This window comes from Nitratidesulfovibrio termitidis HI1 (assembly GCF_000504305.1).
Classification (GTDB): domain Bacteria; phylum Desulfobacterota; class Desulfovibrionia; order Desulfovibrionales; family Desulfovibrionaceae; genus Cupidesulfovibrio; species Cupidesulfovibrio termitidis.
In genome coordinates, this window is the sequence record NZ_KI632512.1 from 1,554,704 (window position 1) to 1,579,812 (window position 25,109).

Annotated in this window: 23 protein-coding genes and 2 pseudogenes; 4 read left to right on the forward strand and 21 right to left on the reverse strand. The window is 67.2% G+C overall.

The window, feature by feature from the left end; genetic code table 11:
• Positions 1–54 precede the first annotated feature (54 nt).
• Positions 55–1,140: a DUF429 domain-containing protein gene (locus DESTE_RS06325; protein ID WP_084559380.1), complete on the forward strand. Its 1,086-nt coding sequence runs from the start codon at positions 55–57 to the stop codon at positions 1,138–1,140.
• Positions 1,141–1,318: 178 nt separating this feature from the next.
• Here the strand turns inward: DESTE_RS06325 and DESTE_RS06330 are convergent, their stop codons facing one another.
• The 4 genes from DESTE_RS06330 to hrcA form a co-directional block, all read right to left on the reverse strand.
• Positions 1,319–1,510, reverse strand: coding sequence for a hypothetical protein (locus DESTE_RS06330; RefSeq protein WP_245590759.1), 192 nt, complete (start codon positions 1,508–1,510; stop codon positions 1,319–1,321).
• 36 nt (positions 1,511–1,546) lie between these two features.
• Positions 1,547–2,578, reverse strand: coding sequence for a DMT family transporter (locus tag DESTE_RS06335; protein WP_035066140.1), 1,032 nt, complete (start codon positions 2,576–2,578; stop codon positions 1,547–1,549).
• Positions 2,579–2,815: 237 nt separating this feature from the next.
• Positions 2,816–3,418 (reverse strand): nucleotide exchange factor GrpE, encoded by a 603-nt coding sequence (locus tag DESTE_RS06340; protein ID WP_035066143.1) that lies wholly within the window; start codon positions 3,416–3,418, stop codon positions 2,816–2,818.
• A 101-nt stretch (positions 3,419–3,519) separates the two neighbouring features.
• Complete coding sequence (hrcA, locus tag DESTE_RS06345; protein WP_035066146.1) at positions 3,520–4,587, reverse strand: heat-inducible transcriptional repressor HrcA; 1,068 nt, start codon at positions 4,585–4,587, stop codon at positions 3,520–3,522.
• 910 nt (positions 4,588–5,497) lie between these two features.
• Between hrcA and DESTE_RS06350 the strand changes: the two genes are divergently transcribed.
• Entirely contained in the window at positions 5,498–5,815 is a 318-nt protein-coding gene (locus DESTE_RS06350; protein ID WP_007523442.1) for a TusE/DsrC/DsvC family sulfur relay protein, read from the forward strand.
• A 219-nt stretch (positions 5,816–6,034) separates the two neighbouring features.
• Here DESTE_RS06350 and DESTE_RS06355 read toward each other — a convergent pair whose 3' ends face one another.
• A complete protein-coding gene (locus tag DESTE_RS06355) occupies positions 6,035–6,307 on the reverse strand; it encodes a hypothetical protein (RefSeq protein ID WP_035066149.1) in 273 nt (90 codons plus the stop codon).
• Between the two features lie 171 nt (positions 6,308–6,478).
• Here DESTE_RS06355 and DESTE_RS06360 point away from each other — a divergent pair, with 171 nt between their 5' ends.
• Positions 6,479–6,784, forward strand: coding sequence for a hypothetical protein (locus tag DESTE_RS06360; RefSeq protein ID WP_035066152.1), 306 nt, complete (start codon positions 6,479–6,481; stop codon positions 6,782–6,784).
• A 155-nt stretch (positions 6,785–6,939) separates the two neighbouring features.
• Here DESTE_RS06360 and DESTE_RS06365 read toward each other — a convergent pair whose 3' ends face one another.
• The 16 genes and pseudogenes from DESTE_RS06365 to DESTE_RS06435 form a co-directional block, all read right to left on the reverse strand.
• Positions 6,940–8,268, reverse strand: coding sequence for an ABC transporter substrate-binding protein (locus DESTE_RS06365; RefSeq protein WP_035066156.1), 1,329 nt, complete (start codon positions 8,266–8,268; stop codon positions 6,940–6,942).
• Positions 8,269–8,441: 173 nt separating this feature from the next.
• Entirely contained in the window at positions 8,442–9,671 is a 1,230-nt protein-coding gene (gene dctP / locus DESTE_RS06370; protein WP_084559381.1) for a TRAP transporter substrate-binding protein DctP, read from the reverse strand.
• A 67-nt stretch (positions 9,672–9,738) separates the two neighbouring features.
• Complete coding sequence (locus DESTE_RS06375; protein ID WP_035066160.1) at positions 9,739–10,602, reverse strand: YitT family protein; 864 nt, start codon at positions 10,600–10,602, stop codon at positions 9,739–9,741.
• A gap of 541 nt (positions 10,603–11,143) precedes the next feature.
• Positions 11,144–11,644 (reverse strand): hypothetical protein, encoded by a 501-nt coding sequence (locus tag DESTE_RS06380; RefSeq protein ID WP_245590760.1) that lies wholly within the window; start codon positions 11,642–11,644, stop codon positions 11,144–11,146.
• A 340-nt stretch (positions 11,645–11,984) separates the two neighbouring features.
• Positions 11,985–12,782, reverse strand: a complete 798-nt coding sequence (locus DESTE_RS06385; RefSeq protein WP_035069880.1) for a sulfite exporter TauE/SafE family protein — start codon at positions 12,780–12,782, stop codon at positions 11,985–11,987.
• Positions 12,783–12,989: 207 nt separating this feature from the next.
• Positions 12,990–14,009, reverse strand: a complete 1,020-nt coding sequence (locus DESTE_RS06390; protein ID WP_035066166.1) for an alpha-hydroxy-acid oxidizing protein — start codon at positions 14,007–14,009, stop codon at positions 12,990–12,992.
• A 161-nt stretch (positions 14,010–14,170) separates the two neighbouring features.
• Complete coding sequence (locus DESTE_RS06395; protein WP_035066168.1) at positions 14,171–14,887, reverse strand: FadR/GntR family transcriptional regulator; 717 nt, start codon at positions 14,885–14,887, stop codon at positions 14,171–14,173.
• 261 nt (positions 14,888–15,148) lie between these two features.
• Positions 15,149–15,772, reverse strand: coding sequence for a DUF3124 domain-containing protein (locus tag DESTE_RS06400; RefSeq protein WP_084559382.1), 624 nt, complete (start codon positions 15,770–15,772; stop codon positions 15,149–15,151).
• A gap of 24 nt (positions 15,773–15,796) precedes the next feature.
• A complete protein-coding gene (locus tag DESTE_RS06405) occupies positions 15,797–16,108 on the reverse strand; it encodes an ArsR/SmtB family transcription factor (protein ID WP_245590904.1) in 312 nt (103 codons plus the stop codon).
• A gap of 390 nt (positions 16,109–16,498) precedes the next feature.
• On the reverse strand, positions 16,499–17,038 hold the full coding sequence (locus tag DESTE_RS06410; RefSeq protein WP_035066172.1) for a chemotaxis protein CheW: 540 nt from the start codon (positions 17,036–17,038) through the stop codon (positions 16,499–16,501).
• A gap of 24 nt (positions 17,039–17,062) precedes the next feature.
• A pseudogene (locus tag DESTE_RS18670) lies at positions 17,063–17,944 on the reverse strand (methyl-accepting chemotaxis protein); the annotation flags it as partial.
• Between the two features lie 705 nt (positions 17,945–18,649).
• Positions 18,650–19,042, reverse strand: a pseudogene (locus DESTE_RS18675) (CHASE3 domain-containing protein); the annotation flags it as partial.
• A gap of 294 nt (positions 19,043–19,336) precedes the next feature.
• Positions 19,337–19,645, reverse strand: coding sequence for a hypothetical protein (locus tag DESTE_RS06420; protein WP_035066176.1), 309 nt, complete (start codon positions 19,643–19,645; stop codon positions 19,337–19,339).
• A 307-nt stretch (positions 19,646–19,952) separates the two neighbouring features.
• Positions 19,953–20,384 carry a DNA-binding transcriptional response regulator gene (locus DESTE_RS06425; protein ID WP_035066177.1) on the reverse strand — a complete coding sequence of 144 codons (432 nt, stop codon included), beginning with the start codon at positions 20,382–20,384 and terminating at the stop codon, positions 19,953–19,955.
• Between the two features lie 599 nt (positions 20,385–20,983).
• Entirely contained in the window at positions 20,984–21,376 is a 393-nt protein-coding gene (locus DESTE_RS06430) for a hypothetical protein (RefSeq protein WP_051384351.1), read from the reverse strand.
• The gene (locus DESTE_RS06435; protein ID WP_051384352.1) at positions 21,373–22,971 is read right to left on the reverse strand and encodes a sigma-54 interaction domain-containing protein; all 1,599 of its coding nucleotides are present in this window, start codon (positions 22,969–22,971) and stop codon (positions 21,373–21,375) included. Before DESTE_RS06435 ends, DESTE_RS06430 begins: the two co-directional genes overlap by 4 nt.
• Before the next feature lie 393 nt (positions 22,972–23,364).
• Here DESTE_RS06435 and DESTE_RS06440 point away from each other — a divergent pair, with 393 nt between their 5' ends.
• Positions 23,365–25,017 (forward strand): methyl-accepting chemotaxis protein, encoded by a 1,653-nt coding sequence (locus tag DESTE_RS06440; protein ID WP_035066179.1) that lies wholly within the window; start codon positions 23,365–23,367, stop codon positions 25,015–25,017.
• The last annotated feature ends 92 nt before the right edge of the window (positions 25,018–25,109 follow it).

Consider the following 25,109-nt stretch of genomic DNA (forward strand, 5'->3'; position numbering starts at 1 on the left):
CGCATGGCGGCCCCGCGAACAGGACGCGGGGCCGTTTTGCGTTTGCGACCCGCCATGCATACCAGCGGAAACCCCACGCAACTCGCCAGTCAGGATACGCCCGTCGCGTCGCACCCCGCCCACACCCTGCCCGTGCGGATTCTGGGCCTTGACGTTACGGCCACCCCCGGCCCACGCAAACCGCTGACCCTGGCGGTGTGCGACCTTGCGCCGGGGAGCGGGAACGCGCCGGATAACGGAATGCCGGACAGGCCAGGCTTGCCAGACTGGCCGGACTGGCCGGACTGGCCGGGCCTGCTCGGCGCACCCCCCGTGCTTACCCTGCACGAACTGCGCGAACTGCACGCGCTGGGCGACCTGGACCGGCTGTTCGGTGGGTTGTTGGATGCGGGCTTCGCGGGGGGCGATGTTCCGCCCGACGCGGGCTGGGTGCTGGGCATCGACGCCGCGCTGGCGCAACCGCTGGAACTGGTGGAACAACTGGACTGGCCACGCGACTGGGCCGGATATGCCGCCCTGTGCGGAACCATGGACCGCGCCACGTTCCGCGATCTGTTGCGCGGGGTGTCCGCCGCCCGGCCCGCCGGGCAGAAGTACCTGTACCGCGCCTGCTGCCGCCGCGCCGGGGCCGCCAGCCCCATGAACACGGTGCGGCCGCCCGTGGCCCTGATGTTCCACGCCGTGGCTCCGCGTCTGGCCGCGCACCAGGTTCACGTGCCCCTGCTGCGCCCCCTGCCCGATCTGTCGGCTTCGCCCCGTGCGGCGCTGGAAACCTACCCCGGCTGGCTGGCCCGCCAGTTGATAGGCCGTACCCCGTACAAGGGTGGCGAGAGTTCAGACCGGGCAGCCCGGCGCAAGGCCCGTACGGACCTGCTCGGGAGCCTGGCGGGGCTGGCCGGATCGACGAACGCCACCGGCCTTCCCTTTCTGACCATCCGTTGGAACGCGGACCATGCCGCCCGCATGCTGGACGACCCGGAAGCGGACCTGCTGGATGCCCTGCTCTGCGCCGTGCTGGCCGCAGCGTCCACCCTGCGGCCCGGCTATGGCCTGCCAACACGATCGGCCCCGCCGCGCGGCATCACCGCCGCCCAACTGGGCGTGGAAGGCTGGATCGCCGGACTGCCGCCTGTGGCATAGTCTCGCCCCCTGCATCCCCTCCGCAGATACTGCGGCGCACCCATGCAAAAAAACGGCGCGTGACGATCATCCGCCACGCGCCGTATCTGCGCAAAGTTCGGGGTGCCCTCGCGGGGTCAGCCCCGTGTGTTGCCCGCCTCAGTCTGCGGCCATTGTCCTGACGGCAACCTGTGTCCGCCTACCAGCCCGCTCCGCCGCTGAACAGATAGGACAGCATGGACCAGGTAGCCCCCAGCAGCCCAAGCAGCAACAGCCCCAGAAACAGGCGCAGAACGCATCCTGCGGCGGCCAGCAGTCCGCGCACCAGCAGCCAGCCGAGCACCAATGCCACGGCGGTCACGAATATCAGGCTCAATATCTGCACCGTCATCCCTCCGTCCGTTAACGGCGCAGCGCGCCCTGATTGTCATGCATCCTCATGCGCCGCCGCATCGGAATCTTCAGCCATCTCGCCCGGACGGCATACCCGCGCGCCCGAACCGCCAGTTCCGCCAGTTCCGCCAGTTCCGCCAGACGCACCCGAGGCACCGGACAGGCCCAGCCAGATGGCGAACAGGGCGATGCCCGCCCCGGCCATACCCCATCCGTCGGTGGGCCGTTTGAACAGCACGATGTCCCACATGAACGACAACGCGGGCTGCACCAGCATCACCAGCCCCGCCAGCGAGGCGGGCAGGCGCGGCAGCCCGGTGGACAGCAGCACCCAGCCAACGCCCTGGCACAGCACGCCGTAGGCCACCAGGTAGCCGCCGCTGGCCGCATCTGCAATGGCAAAGCTGTCGCCGCGCACCAGAATGCCCGCGCCGCTCACCGCGGCGCAGGCCAGTGAAATGACCGCCATGTTGGCCACCGGCGAAAGCATGCCCGCCATGCCGCGCGACTGGCGCAGCAGCAGGATGAACCCGGTGTAGAACAACGCCGTGGCAAAACCGTAGCCCACCCCGGCCAGCGAATCGCCCACCACCAGCCCGCCATCCGTCGATGTGGGCAACAGGTCCGCCGGGCTGACGCCCAGCAGCAGCCACAGCCCGGCCAGGGCCAGCGGAATGGCCGCCATGTGCCGCCCGGACAGCTTTTCGCCCAGCAGCAGCGCCCCGGCAATGGCGATGAAGAATACCTGGAAATTGCCGATGATGGTGGCCAGCCCCGGCCCGATGAGCAGGATGCCCCGGTGCCAGCACTCCAGGTCCAGCGCGAACAGCACGGCGGCTCCCACCATCACGCCCCACACGCCGGGCCGCGCGCGCAGCCGTTCGCGCCGGGCCAGGGCCACGCACAGCAGGGCCAGCCCGCCGAAGAACATGCGGTAGAAGGCAGACTGGCTGGGCCCCACCTGCACCAGCTTCACGAACACGGCGGAAAAGCTGATCAGCACGCCGCCCCCGGCAACGCGCAGCAGCCCGCCCGCATCAAGGCAGGGGGAACGGTGTGTACTCATGCGGCCCCCCATACTGCGAAGCCGGGTGAAGCGCAAATGGTGTCGGTGCCCCAACTGGCATCAGGCAGACGCCGGGCTGACCCCGGGCAGACGCCGGACAGGTGACCGGCAGCCCCACGGCCCGTTTTCCGGGTTCCTTCCCGGCGGAAACGCGAAGGCGGCACGTCCCGCCGGGGGACGTGCCGCCTGATGTCCGCATTGCGTGCCCTTTGCTATCCGGGCGCCTATTCCGGACGCCTATTCCGTACGGCTTACGGTGACCTTGGCGGGCCGCAGCAGGCGTTCCTTCAGTCGATAGCCGCGCTGCATCAGCGCACACACGGTGTTTTCCGGCAGGTCGGGGCGCACTTCGGCCCCGATGGCCTCGTGAATTTCCGGGCTGAACGGTTCGCCCGCCTCGCCCACGGGTTCCAGGCCGTGGCGCTTCAGCGCGTCCAGCAAGAGCTTCTGGGTCATCTCCACGCCGATCAGCATGTCCTTGCAGGCCGCGTTGCCGCGCCCGTACTGCAGGGCCAGGTCCAGGTTGTCCAGGGTGGGCAGCAGGTCCGCCAGCACCACTTCTGCGGCGTAGCGCACCTGGTCGTCCTTTTCGCGCTGCAAGCGCTTCTTGAAATTGTCCATTTCCGCCAAGGCGCGCAGGCGCTGCTCGTCGGCCTCGGCCCGCTCGGGACATTCCGGACACAGACGGGCGGCGCACTGTTCGCGCAGGCCGTCATCGTCGATCACCACGGCGGAACCCGCAGCGGCCTGATTCCGCGAGGAGGCATCGGCCTCGGTACGCAGGGCCTCGGCCTCGGGGCTGATCTCCACATTGTCCTTGAACACATTGCTGGGGGGCATGTTCCTGAATCTCCTTGAAATCCTGAAGCGTGACGTCGTCGTTGAAATATCCCGCCGGGGCGGGTCGCATGTATCGGGCGCTGTCCGGAAAATGGCCGGGATTACGGCAGTCGGGAAGGGGCTGCGGCAAACCGTTCGCTGAACAGTTGGGTGAGCGCCCGCGAAACGCACTGCACCACCGGAACGATCTTGGCGTAGTCCATGCGCAGCGGCCCCACCACGCTGACCACGCCGCGCGGCGCGTCCCCACCGTACGGGGCGCTGATCACGCTGCACCCGCGCAGCCCGTCGGGCGCGCCGTTGGCCACGTCCTGACAGAAGGTGATGCGCACGTCGCGTTCGGACAGGGTGCGGTCCAGAAGTTCCAGCAGGCGAGAGCGTTCCTCGATGGCGGCCAAAAGGTCGCGCATGCGGCCCACATCGGTGAATTCCGCGTGCTCCAGCATGTTCAGCGTGCCGTTGACGATGAGTTCGCGGTCGTCACCCATGTGTTCGACGGCGCGGCGCGACAGGGCCAGGGCGCGCACGCACATTTCTTCCAGCCGCGACCCCGCGCGGGCCAGTTCGTGGCCGATGCGATCACGCGCTTCGGACAGGGACAGCCCCCGGAAATGGTCGTTGAGATAGTTGCCGAAGCGCACCAGTTCATCCTGCCCGTAGCGCTCGTCCACGCGCACGGTGCGGGTGCGCACAAGGCCGCCTTCCAGCATCAGCACGGCCAGCACCAGCCCTTCGGCTGCCGGGGCGAATTCGATGCTGCGCCAGCGGGCCTCGTCCTCGCTGGGGGCCACCACCATGCCCAGTTGCCGGGCATGCCCGGACAACAGGTTGGCGGCGCGGCGCAGGATGCCGGAAATCTCCAGTTCCTGCCGCGAAAGCTCGTCGGCTATGGCCTCCCGCTCGACACTGCCCAGCGGCAACGGTCGCAGCAGGCTGTCCACATACAACCTGAAGGCGCGCGCGGTAGGCACCCTTCCTGCGGACGTGTGCGGCTGCTCCAGATACCCGAGGTCGGTCAGGTCGGACATGGTGGCGCGCATGCTGGCCGGGGAAAGATGCAGACCGGAGTGCTCGGCCACGGCGCGAGACCCCACGGGCGAGGCCGAGGCGATGTAGCTTTCGATGATGGTGGCGAGCACCTGGGTTTCGCGCTGTCCGAGGCTGGGCATGAAGGCTCCGGCATCATGAGGATGCAGTTCTTGCAGTAGCACAAACGGGTAACAACGGGGGTGGGGGCTGTCAAGGTTGGCAGGGGTATGCCCGCCCCGTTCCGCCAGACCGACACGCCGGAACAAGGCGGCGCCGGCGTGCCGGACGCGCCGCACACGACGTATCGGACCGAACCGGTCCACCAATTGTGACATATTTCACAATGACTTTGCCAAGAAGACCTGAATGCACCGTAATACACTGTTATTTCAGACTGATAACAAAAACGAACCCACCACTGCCATTTTCAGCCTTCGCAAAGGTACCCCACTGTATGCGGCATGTTGTGCCCACTCACGACTAGTGCATTATTTCACATACATTGACACAGTTCCGACAACACACTACAGTGCCACCTGTCACCGGGGAGTGGAAATGCATCATGGCATGCATCACTTACCCTGCCCCACATAGCAAACCCCATACGGCCCGTAATGCGCCCATCCTGCCGGGCATGTTGCGGCTGGTGAGCAACTGTTTACACGCTCACCTGTAGGGGGCTGTAATGCTTGCCGAAAAAACACCCACGCCTGCCTTGAATTTTTCATGACATTGTGGCATCTTGTGCCTCGTCCGCATGTCTGGAACCCGGAAAAACCCGCGCGATTCGGTTCTCCGGTACCCGTGTTTGCGTCCCCCTTCGGGGTACGTTGCGGGTTCACCAGCGAAGCGCCCGCATGGGAGCCTCGTTGACACGCCGGGTGGCTGCGGTTTATCCAGCGGGCAGAGTCTGCCCATGGGCGACCATCATTCGGATAGAGGCAGCGGATCGCTGCTTATCATCGGCCGGCGCATCGCCGCACGATGCGAAGGTCAGGCGTTTGTCGTGCATCCCTTTCACTGCCAAGAACCTGTCCAAGGAGGACACGCATGGCTGAAGTCACTTACAAGGGCAAGAGCTTCGAAGTCGATGAAGACGGCTTCCTTCTTCGCTTTGATGACTGGAGCACCGAGTGGGTTGAATTCGTGAAGGAATCCGAAGGTATCGCGGACATCACCCCCGATCACCAGAAGATCATCGACTTCCTGCAGGACTACTACAAGAAGAACGGCATCGCCCCGATGGTTCGTATCCTCTCCAAGAACACCGGCTTCAAGCTGAAGGAGATCTACGAACTGTTCCCCTCCGGCCCCGGCAAGGGCGCCTGCAAGATGGCCGGCCTGCCCAAGCCCACCGGCTGCGTGTAGTCCATACGGCCCATTGTTCACGAAAGGGCGGGAGCGCAAGCTTCCGCCCTTCTCATTTCCCTGGCCTGGCCACGCAACGCCGTTGCGCCACGCCGCAAAGGGCGGGAGCTTGCGCTCCCGCCCTTTGCGGCTTTCAGTGGCACGCCTGGCCAGTTCAGGCGCGCCGGTTGCGGGCTTCGTACTGCGAAGCGTGGTTGCTTGTGGGAAGGACGACCGGAATCAATGTTCGGTGCCGTCCTCAGCGGCGTCGAACAACGTGTTCAGCGCCTCTTCGCGGCACAGGACGCTCGACGCCATGGCGATGCTGAACGTCGAGTGGGCCTTCTTCCACAGGGAAAGTATCTGCTGCACGGAATGAACCATGGACAGCAGCACCGATGCAGGCACGATGTACGCGCCGTCCGGTGTGCGTTCCAATCCGTCCAGCGATACGGAAAGGCCCGTCAGTTCCTTGCCCACGTTACCCAATAGGCCGTCAATGTCATGCTTCACGTTGCGAACCCCATTCTGCGAACTTGGCGCCGTGCGCGCTCGCGCCGACGCCGCTACTGGTCTAGCAGGGGCACCCCGCGCCGGTCATTTATATTTTCCCCGCCGGGCCAGCGGTGCGCGGCCGCACAGCTTGACGCGGCCCATGCCGCGCAATACACCGGGGAATACGCCATGTTCGATTATACCAACGCCACCACCGATGCCATGTCCTGGCTTGCCGCTCTCTCGCCCCTGAGCGAGCAGGATCTGTGCGACCTGTGCCTTGCCTTGCGCACGCGCGGCCCCGGGCAGCGTTTTTGCTGCACCCAGGACGCCAGCCTCCTGCTGCTTGAAGCACAGGGAGCGGATACCCCCCTGCTGCTGCTGTCCGACAGGGCCGCGCGCAACCTGCTGGACTACCTGGTGACCGGCTACCTGCGCGACAAGCCTCGCGGGCTGCGCGCCTGGCATGCGCGCGAATACGGCGGGCACGACTAATCAGCGCCTTCCATATCTTCTGCCTGCCTTTACATTCCCCCCTTACGCCCGCCACGGAACCCCACATACAAGGGCCGCCCCCCTTCGGAAGCGGCCCCGGTGGCATCTCTTGTCACGCCGGTACCCGGCCCGAACCCGGGACCGGAACCGGCGGGCTACCTGCGCAGCACTTCGGCGTCCCAGCCGCGTTCCAGCGCTTCCAGCCAGTCGGCGGGAATCTCGGGCACGGCGCGTTTTGCCAGCACGTCGGGTGACAGGGTTGCCTCGCCCATCTTCATGGCGGCGAAGCGCGCGCGCCATTCCTCGGGCAGACGCCCCACCTCGATGGCCGGAAAATCGCCCCACCAGGCCGGGTCCATCTTGGCCAGCTGCGCCTCGGGCGACAGCAGGAAGTTGGCAACCACCATGGCCCCCGCCTTGTTGGGTGCGTTGAAGGGAATGGCCACGAAATGGGTGTTGAAGATGGACCCGTCGTCCAGGACCACGGTGCGCACGGTGGCCGGGTAGGTGCCGTCATCGATCAGCGCCTGGGCGTGGGCCGGGTGGTACGAGACGGAAAAATCCACCTCGCCCCGCGCGAACAGCGCGTCCAGCGCGGCGGCATCGCGGGGGTAGGCGCGTCCGGCCTGCCACAGGTGCGGGGCCAGGTCGCGCAGCCACCCCCACAGGACAGGCGCCTTGCGGCCCAGCAGGTCCTTGTCCAGCGGACGCATGTACTGTGCGTGGCCCCCGGTAAGGGCATAGAAGGCCTGGCGGATGAAGGCCGATCCGGTGAAGTCCGGCGGCTGGGGATAGGTGAACCGTCCGGGGTGGGCTTTCACCCATTCGCCCAGTTGGGCCATGGTGCGCGGCGGTTCGGGGATGCGGGCGGTATCGTATTCCAGCACCAGCTGGGCGCGGCCATAGGGGGATTCATAGCCGTCCACGGGATAGCCGAAATCGGTGGAGCTCTGCACCGGGTCGGTCAGGGCCATGTTGGGCAGGGCCGGGGCATACGGCCCCCACAACACGCCGCCCAGCCGGGCGTTGCGAAAATTCTCGCCGTTGATCCACAACAGGTCCATGCTGCCCGTGGCGCGGCCAGCCGACTTCTCCGCCAGCAGCCGATTGACGAACACCGGGGCCTCCATGGGCACCCGCACCAGGGTGATGCCGTACCGGCGCGCCAGTTCCGGCGCGACGAAGCCATCCACGTAGCGGTTGGCCGTGGCCATGCCGCCGTACATGTGAAAGCGCACCGTGGTGCCGCGCGCGGCGGCTTCCACCTCGGACCAGGGGAGTGACGCGGGCTTGGGCAACGTCGCGTCTACGGCCGCGGCAGGCCGCCCCAGACACAGCACGGCCAGCAGCACAAGCGCCGCCATGCGGAACAGAGGGAACAGGTGGGACTGAAGGAACCGGGGAAGCAAGGGGACGGAACGGAACGGTCGGAACGGGTGGCGCGCGGTGGCCGGACGGCCGGAAGGCGAGCGGAACGGATGCATGTACCCTCCCTGTGGGTGCCTGACTGTGTCTGGATATCGTGCGGGGAGCAGGCCCGAACCACGCCTGAATCGGGCCCAACCAGGCAGGATCATGCCGGATCAGACAGGATCAGGCCAGGGCAGGCCAGAACCGGACCAGAACCGGGCAGAACCGGGCGGGGAGCGGTGCCGCCCTACTCCGGCGGGCTCTGCTCCGCCTGCCGTGCCGCCCTTTTGGCGATTTCGTACAGCGTGGGGTCCACCCCCACGAAATCCACCACCTCGCGCTCGCCCAGGCGCAACCGCTCGCGCCAGCGGCGCAGCACGGCGTCGTCGGGCACGGCGAAGGCCAGCCCCTGGGCACGCAGTTCATCGCGGGCCTCGGCCTGCGCCTCGGCGGCCTGGGCGCGCGCCTCGTCCACATGGTCTTCCCAGGCGTCGCGCAGCACGTCACGCATGTCCTCTGGCAGGCGTTCCCAGAACGTCCGGCTGACCAACGGCACGTACATGGCGAAATAGGCGCGGTCCTCGAACACGTGGGTCACCCCGTAACGCCACAACTGGCCGGACACCGCCGTCTCGTGGGTGGTCATCAGCCCGTCCAGGTTGCCGCCCTGCAGCCAGTGCGGCAGGTCGGGCCAGGGCACCACCAGGGGGCGTGCGCCCATGGCCGCCAGACGCAGTTCGTTGGCCGGGCCGCCCGCCACCCGGATGCGCAGGCCCGCGAGGTCTTCGTGCCGCCGCACGGCGTGGTCCACCAGGTACAGGTTGGCGTGCCCCAGTTCCAGCCAGCGACCCAACACGGTGACGCGCAGGTTGCGCTCGATGCGCGAATCGATGATGCGGCCCGTCGGGCCATCGGCCACGGCCAGGCTGGCACGGGCCGGGGCGCCGTAGAAGACGGGCAGCATGAACACGCCGCAGTCGGGCACCACGGAATGCAGCACCCACGTGCCCGGCAGGGCCATTTCCACGCGGCCAAGGTTCAGCGCCTGCAACACGTCGCGGTCGCGGTACAGGCTGGCGCTGTCGTACACCTCCACCCGCAGCCGCCCGGCCAGACGTTGCCGGACGTCATCCGCAAAGCGGCGCAGGGCCTTGACCTGGAAATGCGTGGGACCGTTGTCCACGGAAATGCGCAGCACCGGCACGCTGTCCTCGGCGCGGGCGGCTGGCGGGGAATCGACGGAAGGGTCGGCGAGGGACTCGGAAACAGGCGATGCGGAGGGGGAAGGGGCATCCTGCGCCCGCGCGGGCGGTACGGCGGCAACCAGCAGCGCGCACAGCGCCATGGCCAGACAGGCGACCAGTGCAGCGACACGCGGCGCAAAGCGGCACCGGGATACGTGACTGTCGGGCAAGGGACGCGCGGTGCGCGCCGGGCAGCGGCGCACCGACGGGGCTCGCGGAACAAGGTCGGTCATGCAGCCTCCCCCAAGGCGGTCTCGAAACGATGCTTGCGTGTCGGCCAGTATGCCACAACAGCCTGCGTCAGTACACCTTTCTCCGGGCAAACTGGCCACCGAGCACGGTGAAGGTGTTTTCCACGATGAACAGCGCCTCGGGGTCCACGGTAAACACCAGTTCCTCCATGCGCTTCAGTTGTACGTTGTTGGTCACGGTCATGACGATTTCCCGGTCGTCGCCGGAATACCCGCCCCGCCCTTGCAGGAAGGTTGCCCCCTGTCCCAGTTCGGAAACCAGATCGTGCCCGATGCGCCTGCTGTGCTCGGAAATGACGAACACCACCTTGCGCTGGTTGAACAGGGCCAGCACGTATTCCATCGTCACCGCCGCGATGAATACCTGGATCAGCGAGGCGATCACCGTGTCCACGGGCATGGAGACGAGGCTGGCGGTGAACAGCACCGCGTTGAAGCAGAAGCCGAACCGTCCGATGCCGAGCCCCAGGCGCCGATGCAGGATGATGGCCGCCACGTCCAGCCCGCCGCCGGACCCCAGCGACCGCAGCATGATGCCGCCCCCTGCCCCGCAAATGACCCCGGAGGCCACGGCGGCGTACAACTGGTCGTGCACGCCAAGGTCCACCCCCTGAAACACTTCCGCGAACAGCGAGGTGGCCAGCATGCCGTACAGGCTGTAGAGCAGAAAACGCCGCCCCACGTGCAGCCAGCCCAACGCGAACAGCGGGATGTTGCACAGCAGGTACCAGGCCGCCGGAGACAGCAGGTGGGTGTGGTACCAGGAAAGCAGCGCGATGCCATAGATGCCGCCGGTAAGAAACCCGTGCCGGGCCACGATGCCCTGCGCCCCAAGGGCAAACAGCGCCGACCCCACGGTGAGCAGCAGCAGGTTCCAGCGGACGGAATAGGCCAGTTCCTTGCGGGTGAACATGCAAACCTCCCTGCCCGGCCCGGTGCCTGAACGCACACGGCCGACATGAAAAAAACAGGGGCGCGCCCCGCCATGCGGCAGGCGCGCCCAGCTCAGCCCGATTCAGCCAGATTCGGGCCAATCCAGCCCAGTCCTCCGCGTACCGTCGAGACCGTCAGACCATCAGACCGGGGGCGCGTTGGCCGTGCCTCTACCCCGGATGCGGCGCGCGGGCAAGGGTGCGGCCTGGATCAAATGCAACGGAAACGCCGTCCGCCGCCTGCTGCGGCACGTCATGCGACGTCCGACGTCATGCGATGATCATTTTCAAATTCAACATGTTACATCAGCATGACATTACGAAGACCACCGCACACCGCTACGGCAAGATCCTTGGCGCACCCGGCAAAGATGAAAAGATATACCACGAATGGCGCGCCATAGACAGCGGGACGGCAGCGGGACAGGAGCCGCATGCAGGGAGGCGATGGGGCAGCGTCGGCCGGGCGCAGGCGATGAGGGAAAGACGGGGAAGGCTGGAACGGGTCGGCGTGTCCGAAGGTCAGGGGCGGTCGCAGTCGGGCCAGACCAGGCCGGGCACTTCGGTGCGCAGGGTGCGGCACAGGGTGCGGCCATTCTCGGCCATGAACAGCGCCTCGTTTTCCAGGCGCAGGCGAAAGCCGGTGGAGTCGACGCGTGCATCGCCCCCCTGACGACAGATCGCCCCACCACCGTCCAGGGTACGTTCCAGCCGCGAGGCGGATTCGTTGGCCCGGCGAAACGCACTGCGCAGCATTTCCTGCTTGGGGTCGTTCTCCACCAGCAGCAGCCGTTTCATGGCCGCCTCGGACGCCCGGCGCACGCCCCGCACGCTGTCCATGTCCCGGACGATGCGATCACACACCGGGCCTTCGCCATAGGCATCCGCAAGCTGCGCGCCGGTGCGAATGAACTGCTGCACGGCATCGGCATCCTGCCCCAGGGTGCTGCCCGCCGCGTGGACGATGGGGCCGGGCAGCAGCAGGCACACGGCCAATGCACACGCGGCCAGGACATGTGGCACGGGCATCCTCGGGGCGCCCCCCCGGGTGACCATGCCGCCTTTCCTTGCCAGGCATGGCGCCATGCCTGGAGCCGGGCCTGGAGCCAGGGCGGAAATGCAGCCAGCACCGTCGCGGAGCAAATGTAAAGTTTTGTAAAGATGCGCGGGCATTCAGCCCCTCTATATGCCCCGCCCTGCGAATGCAACCCTCTGCTCCGTTTGTGCTCCTGCCCTGCCCATTCCATCGGTTCCGCCGTACGGAATCGCACGGCGTGCGCGGTGGGCCGCAAACGCAGCAGCCCCCGGCGTGGGGGCGCCGGGGGCCGTGCGTGAGAATACCTTCGGTAGGAGAGAGCGTCGTCTACAGCAGCTTCAGCAGCATGCGCGTGGCCACAACGATGAGCAGCACGGCAAAGATGCGCTTCAGCCGCGCGACCGGCAGGTTGTGCGCCAGCCGGGCTCCCAGTGGAGCCGTCAGCACGCTGGCGCAGACAATGCCGACCAGGGCGGGGAGGTAAACGAACCCGAAGGTGTTCGCGGGCAGGCCCTGGGTAGCCAGCCCGTTAACTATGTAGCCCACGGTGCCGGACACCGCGATGGGAAAGCCGATGGCGGCGGAGGTGCCGATGGCCGTGTGCATGGCCACGTTGCACCAGGCCATGAACGGCACCGACAGCGTACCGCCGCCGATGCCCACGAGGCTGGACACCCCGCCGATGACGTTGCCCATGCCGAACATGCCCATGGCGCCGGGCAGTTCGCGCGAGGCCTTGGGCTTGATGTCCAGCAGCATCTGCGCCGCCACCCAGTACAGGAAGCAGACGAAGAAGCCCTTGAGGAAATTCGTGGAAAGCTGGGCCACCACCCACGTGCCGATGAGCGTGCCGGTGATGATGCCGGGGGTGATGCGCCACACCACGTTCCACAGCACGGCCCCGCGCTTGTGGTGTGCCCGGAAGCTGGAGATGGAGGTGAACATGATGCTGGCCATGGACGTGCCCAACGCCAGATGCTGCAGATGCTCGTTCGGAATGGACTGCCATTCGAACGCGAAATTGAGCATGGGCACGATGACCAGCCCGCCGCCCACGCCGAGCAGCCCGGCAAGAACGCCCGCCAGGGCGCCGAGAATCAGATAGACCGCGAGGGAAAGAAGCATGTCTGGTTCTCCGCGTTGCGGGCAGTGCGCGGCCCGCGTGGTTCCGGCCATGGCGCGCGGCGTGCCGCCGGACACCGGGTTGCCGGACATCGGGGTGATGGTCCGGCGGCAGCCTGCTCAGGCAGCCGCCGGACCGGATATCCGTCAGGATTGCACATGCGGATGCTCGCATGTTGGCGCGCCAACATGCGAAAACGCCATGTGCAACTACATGCGCAGGGCATGGCGGCCAATGGACGCCACATTGGCGCTGCCGGTCAGCACCATGGCCTGCACCAGCTGGCCCTTGATGGTATCCACCAGCATGACCACCCCGTCCTTCAGGCCGCCCACGGCGGCAATGGAGAAGGGGCGGCCCAGCATCACGGCGTCGGCCCCCAGGGCCAGCATCTTGAACACGTCCACACCGTCGCGCACGCCGCCGTCGGCCAGGATGGCGATGCGCCCCTTCACCGCGTCGGCGATTTCGGGCAGCACCTCGGCGGTGCCGGGGGCATGGTCGAGCACGCGGCCCCCGTGGTTGGACACCACGATGCCGTCAGCGCCCACCTCGACGGCCAGGCTGGCGTCGATGGTGGTCATGATGCCCTTGAGGATGAACGCCATGCCCCTGGCCTTGACCTTGGACACGATGCGCGAAAGTTCCGCCGGGGTCTTGGGGCCCACGGGGCGGCCCATCTTGCGCAGGGTGACGAGACCCGCCGCGTCGATGTCCATGCCGATGGCCGGGCAGCCCAGTTCCATCGCCCGGTCGATCTTTTCGTCCAGTTCCGCGCCATCCCACGGCTTGATGAACGGGATGCCCCGTCCGCCCGCGCCTGTGATGGCCGCGAAGCCCGCGTCGATGATGAACGGGGGCACGCCGTCGCCGGTGCCGCCGATGATGCCGCGTTCGGCGCAGCCGCTCACCACGGCGGCCGCGTAGTCTTCTTCGCTCACGCCGCCGCCCATGTTGAAGGATACGCCGCCGATGGGCGCTGCCAGCACGGGCATGTCCAGGGCGATGCCACACACGGTGGTGGAGGTGTCGGGCTCCTTCACGTCGTGCACCAGGCGCATGTTCAGGCGCACGGCGGCCAGGGCATCAAGGTTGGCGCCAAAGGTTGCGCCGGTGCCCAGGCCGCCCATGCCGGGCACCTCGCCCGAGCAGGCCTTGCCGTTGCACACCGGGCAGACCCGACAGTAGCCCTTCATCAGTTGGCGTGCCTTGTCGCGAACTTCCTTCATCATGTCCCTCCGTTGCCAGGCGAACATGGGCGGCGCGGGCCGGGCCCGCACCGGGCGCGGTTCGCCCTGGGCGTCGTTGGCGTGATGCGCGCCCGAGACACCGGAACGCGCGGTGAGTGGTCTTGCCGCCTGCGTGGTCATGCGTGGTTGCTCATGGGGGGTCATTCCCCCGACCATTCGAGGGCAATTTCCTCGACGTGCAGAATATGTTCGTGCATGGCGCGAAAGGCCGCCTGGGGGTCGCGCGCCTCCATGGCGGCGAGAATGTTGGCGTGGGTCTCGACGGCCCACTGGCGGCGGTCTTCGGTCTGCAGGGTGAAATCGCGGCTGTCGGTAAGGATGTCGTGCAGGCGCGTCAGCACTTCCTGCACCACCGTGTTGCGGGTGGCGCGGGCGATGATCATGTGGAATTCCACGTCGGCGTCGGACCCGGTGTTGCCGCCGCCTATCTCGGCGATCTGGGCATCCAGGGCGCGGCGCAGGGCCGCAAGGTCGCCGTCGCTGACGTGGGCCGCGGCCAGCGCGGCGATCTGCGGTTCCAGCAGGCGACGGAATTCCAGCACCTCGCGCAGCTTGGCGCGGCGCTGCTCGATGATGGCGGCCAGCGGCTCGATGAGCGTTTCTTCCGTGTCGTCCAGCACGTAGGTGCCGTCGCCAAGGCGGCTGGTGACGATGCGCTGCTGCTCCAGCGAGCGGATGGCCTCGCGCACGCAATGGCGCGAGACCCCGAACAGTTCGGCCAGACGGCGTTCGGGGGGCAGCTTGTCGCCGGATTTCAGTTCGCCCTTCTCGATGAGGTCGCGGATCTGCCCCACGATTTCCTCGTGCAGGCGGATGCGGCGCGCGGGCTTGAAGGCGGGGGTCATCTGCGCTTTCACGCAACGGCCCTCCCGGGCAGTGGGGTGTGCGAACGGATTGCAGAATTGGTACAACCATTCACTGGTTGAACCAATTCACCCGAACATGCCCCCCCTGTCAACGAAAATCCGCGCCGGATGTGGTCCGGCGGGCAATGCAACCGGTCGGGCGTCATGAGCGGACAAAAAACGCGCGGCCCCGAAGGACCGCGCGTTACACCTTGAATATCTATCTGTCTCAGCCGCAAAACCGCGAAAGCTGCTGGCACGTCGCAAGAGGGACTATTTCACGCCGCCGATGACCTTCCCCTCCGTAATGAACGAGATGCCCTGCGACGACACGGTGCCGATCATCACCCCCTGGGCCAGGGGTTGCGACACCGGTCCGGCGGCGCGCCACACCACGATGAATGCGGGGCCGGAACCGCCCAGGGTGTCCGATTCTTCCACCACGAACTGGGCGGAACCCAGCGGCGGCAACTGGCGGGGGCTTTCCAGGTAGCTGCGCACCGTCTTGCCCTGTTCGTCCACGTAGCGCACCTCCATCAGGGTGATGGGCACGCGCTGGTCGGTGTTGCGCACCGAAAGCATGGTGGTGATGTTCAGGGTGCGGCCCCGATTGCCATAGACCACCGAGGAATACACCGGCACGTAGATGGTCTGGCCCACGGCCATTTCCGCCCGGGCCTCACCGGGAAGAACGGACAACGCGGGCAACGCGGACAACGCGGACAACGCGAGTTGGGCCGTTTGGGCGGTCGCCGCCCGATACTGCGTGGGCACGGGCAGCGCGGCAAGGCCGCAGCACAGCGCAAGGCAGGCGGTCACACGCAGGGCAGCCCCGCGCATGCGCGCAATCATGGGCCGTAGCCCAGCCAGGCAGGACAGACAGGACAGGCGGGACATGTGAAACGCTCCTTGCGCCGCCGGTCAGCGGCTTTCCTGCACGTGGTCCAGCGCCTGGCGGAACAGGTGCAGCACGTGGTCGTCGTCCAGGGAGTAGAAGGCGTTCTTGCCGTCGCGGCGCACCCGCACCAGCTTGGCCGCGCGCAGCAGGCGCAACTGGTGGGAAACGGCGGACTGGCTGTGCCCCACCACGGCGGCCAGGTCGCACACGCACAACTCGTCACCGGCCAGCGCCTCGAGAATGCGCACTCTGGTGCGGTCGCCCAGCAACCGGAAGGTGGCGGCCAGTTCGGCCATGTCCTCGTCCGGGGCCATGCGGGCGCGTACCCGCGCGATGACGTCGGCATGCTCGCAATGCTGCTGACATACCGGGGCCTCGGCAAGGTCAAGGTCGCCCGCACCCGACCCTGCGGCCCTGCCGGGCACGCATGCGGCCTTGCGGGCACGGGCGCGTCCGGAACGGGGCGCCGCGCCGGGGCTGGCGGGTTGCGTGGCGTCTGGGGCGTCTGGGGCGCTCACCGGTTGCGGACTCCTGCGGCGGCATGCCGCCTGTTGCGGGCCGGGCCCACAACGCAGGAAATCGCGGCGGGCAACGGCCAGTGTCGCAAGGCTACCCGGAACACCGGGACGACGCAAGGCCCCCGGCGCCATACGAAAACGGGCCGGACGCATGCGCCCGGCCCGTTGCGGATGTCGTGTACGTTACGCCTGCGGCGTGTCCGCGTGCTACGAGGGCGGGCCTTCGCCGCCAGCCATGGCGGCGGCTGGCATGCCGCCGTCGCCCGCCAGGGGTACGCCGCCGATGGCGGCCCCGGTGGCGGCCAGTTCTTCCACCGAGAAGATGCGGTTGCCATCCAGGATGATCACGAAGCCGTCGTTGCGGTGCCCCATGCCCTTGATGAAGTCCTGCCGCACGGCGGTGCCCATGCGCGGGGCTGGCTCTATGGCGTCGGACGGAATCTCTATGACCTCGCGCACCGAATCCACCAGCGTGCCGATGACGGCGGCCTCGCCCTCGAGTTCGGCCTCGACGATGATGATGCAGGTGTTCACCGTGTCGGTCGTCGGCTCCATGCCGAACTTGCGGCGCAACTCCAGCACGGGCACGGCGCGCCCGCGCAGGTTGATGACCCCGCGCATGAATTCCGGCGTACGCGGTATGCGCGTGATGGCGGTCAGTTCAAGCACCTCGCGCACGGTGCCGATGTCCAGCGCGAACACCTCTTCGCCAAGGGTGAAGGTCAGATACTGGCTGCTCTCGTACATGCTGCCTCCCGAAGCTGGCCAGCGCTAGAAGCGCTCGAACTCACTGTCATCCGCATCGGAATCCATGTCCAGTGCGATGTTGCCGCCCTTGCCGGACACCGCCTTGCGCGGGGCCTGGCCCGCAACGGCGCGGGACGCCGCCTTGGGCTGCGCCCGACGCGGTGCGCGCACCATGCCGTCGTCCAGCGCCGCCACGCGGAAGCGCGAGACGGTGGCCTGCAACTGCTCGGCCTGGCTGGACAGTTCTTCGGACGTGGACGCCATTTCTTCCGAGGCGGAAGCATTCTGCTGGATGACCTGGTCGAGTTGGGCAATGGCCTTGTTGACCTGTTCCGCGCCCACGTTCTGCTCGTTGCTGGCGGCGGCGATTTCCTGCACCAGTTCGGCGGTGCGGCGGATGCCCGGCACCATCTTGGTCAGCATTTCGCCGGCATGTTCGGCCACGGCCACGCTGGACGACGACAGATCGCTGATCTCGGCGGCGGCCTGGCCGCTGCGTTCCGCCAGTTTGCGCACTTCTGCGGCCACCACGGCAAAGCCCTTGCCGTGTTCACCGGCGCGGGCAGCCTCGATGGCCGCGTTCAGGGCCAGCAGGTTGGTCTGGCGGGCGATTTCCTCGATGATGGAAATCTTGGCCGCGATCTCGCGCATGGCGCCCACGGTATCGCCCACGGCCTTGCCGCCGCCTTCCGCATCGGTCGCGGCCTGCATGGCGATGGTTTCCGTCTGGCGGGCGTTTTCCATGTTCTGGCGGATGTTGGCCGCCATTTCTTCCATGGACGAGGATATCTCTTCAATGGACGCGGCCTGCTCCGTGGCCCCCTGCGACAGGGTTTCGGCCGAGGCGGAAAGTTCCTCGCTGCCGGAAGCCACGTTTTCGGCGCCGGAGCGCACCTCGGTGATCACCGAGACAAGGCCGTCCACCATGTCCTTCATGTCGGCGTACACGCCGCGCAGTTTGCCGCTGCCCGCGTTGAACGACACGTCCAGATCGCCCGCGGCGATGCGCCGGGTAACGGAGGCCAGGGCGGCAGGGTCCGCCCCCAGTTGAGCCATGACCACCCGGATCAGCAGCCAGGCAATGGCCACACCCGCCGCCACGGCCACCACGGCAAGGACGCCGGTCAACAGTTGCGCCTGATCGTTGGATGCCTGCACGCGGGGGCCGATTTCGCGCTGTTCCGCCTCGTAGCTGTTCTGGATGGCATCGCAGGCCTGGGCGATGGCCGGCCCGAGCTTGGACAGGCGTTCGAAGAATATCGCGTCGCGCTTCAGGGCCGCGGCGGACATGCGCTCGAATGCGGAAAAATAGTCGGTGCGCTGCTGGTACAGTTCACGCGCCTTGTCGCGCAGCGCCGGGTTGCGCACGTCGGCAACAAGCCGGCTGAAGGCCTCACCCACCACCACGGACTCCTGCTTGGCCCGCTCCAGCCATTTGACGTCGGTGTCGGCCATCATTTTGACCACGATCACCCGCAGTTCCAGCATGGCGCGAATGACCGCTTCCGCCCGGGCGGCCCCCACCGTGTCCCCTTCGCGCTGGGCCGCCTCCGCCAGTTGGGAAAGAGCCTGCACACGCTGCGGCCCCATGGTGTTCAGGGCATCGATTTCGGCATGGCGTGCCTGGTTGAACTTCTGCAGTTCGACCACCCCCTCGCCATACTGGGTGAACGCCTCGGCCACTATGGCCAGTTGCTTGCGGCGCTCCGGGTTCTTGATGGACTTGTCCGCCTCGTCCAGCCCTTTGGCCAGGTCCGCGCGGGCTTCCTCGTATGAACGCAGCGCAGCTTCGGACGAGGAATTCATGTAGCTGAACACGCCCAGGCGCATCCGCAGCATGTCCGCCAGAATGCCCCCGCTCATGAGCGAGCCGCGTGCCGTGCGGCGGTAGTCCGTGAAGCCGAACGTGGCGTCCGACAGCGCCTTGTAGGAAATGCCTCCCATGGCAACCAGCAGTACGAGTACAAGGCCGAAACCCAGAATCAGCTTTTTGGCGAGCGTCATGTGTTTCTCCCGTCCGGAACGTTGACGTCACGGCATCGCGGGGCGGCCGTATCACCACCCGGAACGCCGTCGGGCCGGGGCTGCCCGAACGCATCCACCGAATGTATCCGCCGAATGCATCGGCGGGCGCCACGTGAGGACGCACCCGGCAACGGCCTTCGGCGGACGCCTTCGAACAGGGAATCCCCCATCCGGCCCCTTGTCCAACCCAACCCCGCTCTGGTCAGGCGGCACGATACTGCCTGACCAGCCTAGTCATGCCCCCGCATGCGCGACATGATTTTCACGTTGCCGTCAGGCTGACGTGCCCCCGCACAACCTGACCGCAAGCTGCACGGCCCGTTCGTCATCTGGCGTTGCCAGCAGATCGTCGAACAGTTCACCCGGCAACACCGCCGGATCGTAGTCCAGCGTAAGCGTGGAGGAGAACACGTCGAACCGTGTTCCGCGCAGCCCCGGCCATGTATCCGGCGTCAGGGCGCGCAGTTGCGCCGCGGCCGGATGCCGCAGGACGGCAAGGTCCACCTTGAGCCGCAACCGGCCGGGAATATGATCGGCAACTTTCAGAAATTTCCTAAGGTCCGCAAGTACACGAGGGTTCATATTTCGTTGCATTCTCCTGTGCTGCACGGCGATACGGGGCACCACACCCTACGCCGCAGGCCCCGCAGACGCAAGCGAATGCAAGAAAACATGTTCCCCCGCCATCATTTGCGAGCCTATACCCCCATGCATCGCAGCGCCACCCATGCGGCAGCGCATCGGCGCCCAGGCAACGCACCGCCACATGCCGACGCGCCCGCCCCCGACCACGGCGGCGGTACCTTCGCACACTCCGGCGCACACTCCGGCGCACACTCCAGCCTATCTCCGGCATTCCCCAACGGCATGACCGGCGCGCATCGCACCGTCAGGACGCATCCCGCGAACCGGGCACGCCCTGCCCCGCCACCGGCTGCGAAGGGGGGGCCAGGCGGCGGCGCTGCGCCACCGAGGCCACCTTGCGCAACATGGAATCCATGTCGAAGGGGATCAGGATGTCATCGTCGATTCCGCGCTTCATGCACTGGATGGACAGCCGCACCTGGTCGGGGCGGACCATCAGGATCACCCCCATGTGCGGGGCCAGCCGCCGCGCCGAGTCCAGCAACCCCAGCGGGCAGGGCGGGCCTTCGGCGCAGCCGAACAGGAACACGCTGAAGCCGCCGGTGGCCAGCAGGCGGCGGGCATCGTCCGGCTCCGCCGCCACCACGCAGGCACTGCCGCCGCCACCCAGCAATTCGGCCACATGCCGGGCGAAGGCGGTATCTGTATCGAACACCAGCACCGAGGTCATCCACATGGTGCACCGGTCCCTGTATCGTTATCCCGTTAGTGCGTTGACTGTTGCCGCACCAGTCCGTTGCCCCGCCGCGATGCACGGGAACAAGCGCCCCGCCCTGCACCGTTCAATCCCATCCTGACCGGGCATCGCTTGCGCCGGGTGGGGAATGGCGCCCGGAAGCAGTGCTTACACGCCCCGGCAACAGTGCTTCGTGAAAATGGTAGCAATGTCTGTTCCAGAAGTCGTTACTTCATGGTTGCAGCATGTTGCCGAATGGAAGCACCGGCAGTGTTGGCCGAAATTCAACCGGTGCACGCGGCAACACGCAGCCGCTGCATCATAATGCAACATTTTGCAGCGCAAACACCGGCCCCCGGAGGGGGGAATCGCCACGGGCAACGGCACTCCGCCACGGACAAGGCACAGCCGCGCCCCCCCTGGGTACGCCGGGGTCGGACATGCTCTCGGCAAAAAAAAGGGAGGAAGGGAGGAAGGAGGCTGGAAAAAAAGAAGGAGCCACGACAGACAACGGCAGCGCGGCAATGAAAAGTGGTCGGCAGCGCCCCGCTGGCGGCGGCACCCGCCTCCGGAAATCAAGGCCTGTCGCCCGTCAGCCGTTACACCCCGCCGAGCACGGCATCGGCCTTCAGGGTATCGGCCAGCAGCGCCCCGATGATCGCGTCACGCCCCCCCACCACGCCATCCAGCACGGTGATGCGCTTCCAGGTGAGGTAGTCGTGGAATTCCTGCTCGATGCCGCAGCAGACCACGGTGGTGACATTTTCCGTCAGGATGATCCGGCACAGTTCCTCGGCCGAGGCATTGGCCAGCACCATGGTGCGCGAACGCGCCAGCCCGCCCTCGCTGTCGATGCGCCCCAGCCACGCCTCGGTGGCCTTGTCGAAACGGGGCGCCACCGCGTCGCGGTGCAGGGCCACCAGCACGTTGCCGCGCGCGCCTCCCCGCCGGGCCGCCCTGGATGGCGCCATGCCGTTGTCGTTGCTGCTCATTGGTCCAACCCGTACTGGCGCATCTTGCGCCACAATGTGGTTCGCGCCCAGCCCAACGCCGTGGCCGCCGCGCCGCGCCGCCCGCGCGCCCGCACCAGCGCCTCCATGATCAGGCGGCGCTCCGCCTCGGCCCACGTGGCATCCCCCTGGGAGGCCTCGGTCGGGGGAACTTTCCGGTCATGGCTCACGGCGGAACCGGGCGCGCCGAGAGGGGCGGGGCAATCGGAGCGGCCAGGCTGGCCCGCATCCGCAGTGCCGGAAGCCGGCCAGCCCCGCCCGCCGCCAGGCGGGGTCTGCGCCCCCACCATCGGCACTCCCTGCCCCGCCCGCAGGCCAGCGTATGCGCCGCCCCAATCCGACGCCTCGGATTCTCCGCCTTCCTCCAGCAGGTAGCGAGGCAGATGCGGCAGATCCACGTGGGTTTCCTGGCACACGTTGACGCAATATTCCACAATGTTGCGCAATTCACGCACGTTGCCGGGGTAGGCGTGTTGCTGCAGCACCCGTTCCGCCGCCGGGGTGAAACCGGCCAGCCGCTTGCCGAACATGCCCGCGTACACCTTGAGATAGTGCGCCAGAAACAGGGCAATGTCGTCGCCGCGCTCGCGCAGGGGGGGCAGGTGAAAGCGCACCACGTTCAGGCGGTACAACAGATCCTCGCGAAAGCGCCCCTCGCGCACCATGCGCCGCAGGTCGCGGTGGGTGGCGGCCATGATGCGCACATCCACGTGCACCCCGCGCGTGGAGCCCAACGGATGGATGACCTTGTCGTCCAGGAAGGTCAGCAGCTTGACCTGCAATGGTAGGGGCAGGTCGCCCACCTCGGTGAGAAACAGCGTGCCGTTGTGGGCCAGCCGGAAGCGACCGGGCTTGTTTTCCGACGCCCCGGTAAAGGCGCCCTTCTGATGGCCGAACAATTCCGATTCCAGCAGGCTTTCCGGCAGGGCGCCGCAGTTCACCTTGACGAACGGCCCCTTGGCCCGGTTGGAGGCATTGTGCAGCGCCTCGGCCAGCAGATCCTTGCCTGTGCCCGTTTCTCCGGTGACCAGCACGGAGGAATCCGTCTGGGCGATACCCGGCAGCAGCCGGAACACCCGCTCCATCTCGGGGCTGTGCCCCAGCATGTCGCCGAACCCTTGCGGCCACTCGGGCCGGGCCTCCACCGGACGGAACAGGCGCAAATCTTCCAGCGTCTCGAAGTAGCCCACCCGGCTGCCGTCGGGGGCGGTCAGCGCGCCGCAGGTCACCCGAACGGGAATGCGCGCCCGGTCGGCGTTGACGATGTCCGCCTCGCGCGCCACCGGGGCCACGGCAGCCGCAGGCGACTTGTCCACCACGTCCAGCGGGCAGCCCCCGGTGCACAGGCTGCACCGGAACACGTAGCGGCACGGCAGGTTCCGGGCCCGCTCGCGCGACATGGCCGTGAGGGCGCAGGCCGCCTGGTTCAGGAACACCACCCGCCGCTCGGCGGAAACCAGCGCCAGCGGCAGGGGAATGCGGTCCAGCAGGGTGCGCGCCGCCACCGGCTGCTCGAACAGCCCCTGCAGCAACGGTCCCAGCGTTGCGGCCATGTCCTGCGTCGTTCCTTCGGCCATTCCTGCTCCCCTTGCCCGCCCTGCCCGGCATGTCCGGCCTATCTGCCCTGCCCGGCATGTCCGACATGCGCGGCATGCGCGGCATGCGCGGGGCCAGGTCGGCTTCCCGGTTCACCCTGCCCGCCCGCCTCATATCCGCTGCATTGTGCAACGGTGCGCAACACAGCTGGTGCATAATGTTGCAAAACTTTTCACAGCGCTATCCCATTCCGTGCCCCGGAGCAAGCATGACCTTGCATAGGCAAATTAATACACCGAAATAACAAGCCAACCTAGCCATGTGAATTATGGAACGAAGCTTGCTGACTCTCTGACCATGAACCGACGCAGCGCGAGCGCACACCACTGGGGACCGTGTCGCCACCGCCGTCGTTTCCCAAAGGGAGCACATTCATGGGGATCAAGACCAGACTGTATCTGCTGCTCGCTTCCGTTCTCGTGGCTCTGGCCGCCATCGTGACCGCCAGTTGGGTGGGCTCGGCCAAGGTCGAACGGGCCCTGGAACTGCGCGCCCTGGCCGTGGACGCCAACACCGAGCTGTTGCAGGCCCGCCGCCAGGAAAAGAACTTTCTCATGCGCAAGGAAATGCAGTGGGCCGACAAGACCCGCAAGCACATCGGCACCGTGGATTCGCTGTTGCAGCGCATCGCGGCGGCGGACCCCGGCAACGCCGCCATGTGCGACAAGGGGCGTTCCGCCCTTTCCCGCTACAACGCCTCGCTGGACGAAGTGTTCCGCACGGTGGCCGAAACCGACGCCATGATCCAGGCGGGCCGCGCCGTGGAACCGGCCCTGGCCGACATCCGCAAGGCGTATGAAGACAAGGCCGACGACATCTCCGGCCTGGTCAAGACGGTGAACACGGTCATCGAGGCGGGCATGGGCGTGCTGATCACCCTGTTCGTGCTGGCCGTGATTTCGGGCATCACCCGTTCGCTGGCCGCGTTGCAGGCCTTCTCGCGCGAGGTGGCGGCAGGCAGGCTGGACGCCACGGCCAGCGGCAGCATGGCGGGCGAATTCGGCCTGCTGCGCGACGACCTGACGGCCATGGTCGGCAGGCTGAAGGAAACCCTGCACGACTGCTCCGCCAAGGGCGACGAGGCGCGCCACCAGGCCGAGCAGGCCCGCGCCGCCATGCAGGCGGCCACCACGCGCGAGCAGGAAGTGAACGCGCTGGTGGACACCATGCGCCGCGTGGCCGCAGAGGCCGCCGCCATCGCGGGCGACCTGACCGACGCCTCGCAGGAACTGGCCGCCCAGACCCAGCAGGTCAGCGCCGGGGCCGAGGTGCAGCGTGCCCGCATGGCCGAGACGGCCACCGCCATGGATCAGATGAACGCCACGGTCATGGAGATCGCCCGCAACGCCACCCTGGCCGCAGACGCCTCCAGGTCCACCCGCGAAGAAGCCCAGAAGGGCGCGCAGGTGGTGGAAAACGCCGGGCGGTCCATCTCGCGCGTGCATGAAATCGCCACCCGCCTGCGCACCGACATGCAGTCGCTGGGGCGCGACGCCGAATCCATCGGCGAGGTCATCAACGTCATCAACGAAATCGCCGACCAGACCAACCTGCTGGCGTTGAACGCCGCCATCGAGGCGGCCCGCGCCGGTGACGCCGGACGCGGCTTTGCGGTCGTCGCGGACGAAGTGCGCAAGCTGGCCGAAAAGACCACCAACGCCACCAAGGAAGTGGAAACGCGCATCTCGGCCATCCAGACGGCGGCCCAGCGCAACGTGAACAACATGGATACGGCCACCCAGGCCGTGGCCGACGCCACCGGGCTGGCCGACGAATCGGGCGGGGCGCTGCGGCGCATCGTGGAATTCGCGGACAACACCGCCGGGCAGGTACAGTCCATCGCCGCCGCCAGCGAAGAGCAGTCCGCCGCGTCGGACCAGATCAGCCGGGCCGTCACCGAGGTCAACGACGTGGCCACCGAATCGGCACAAGGCATGGAGGCGGCCAGCGAGGCGGTGCGCGCCCTGGCCATGATGGTCCAGCGGCTGCGCACGATCATCCAGCAGATGGACGGCAGCAAGCGCTGACCGCCACGGATTCGCGCCTTCTGCATGCACATGGGGCATGGCCGGAAACTCCCGGTCATGCCCCGTTCATCTTGCGGAGTATCGCGCCTGCC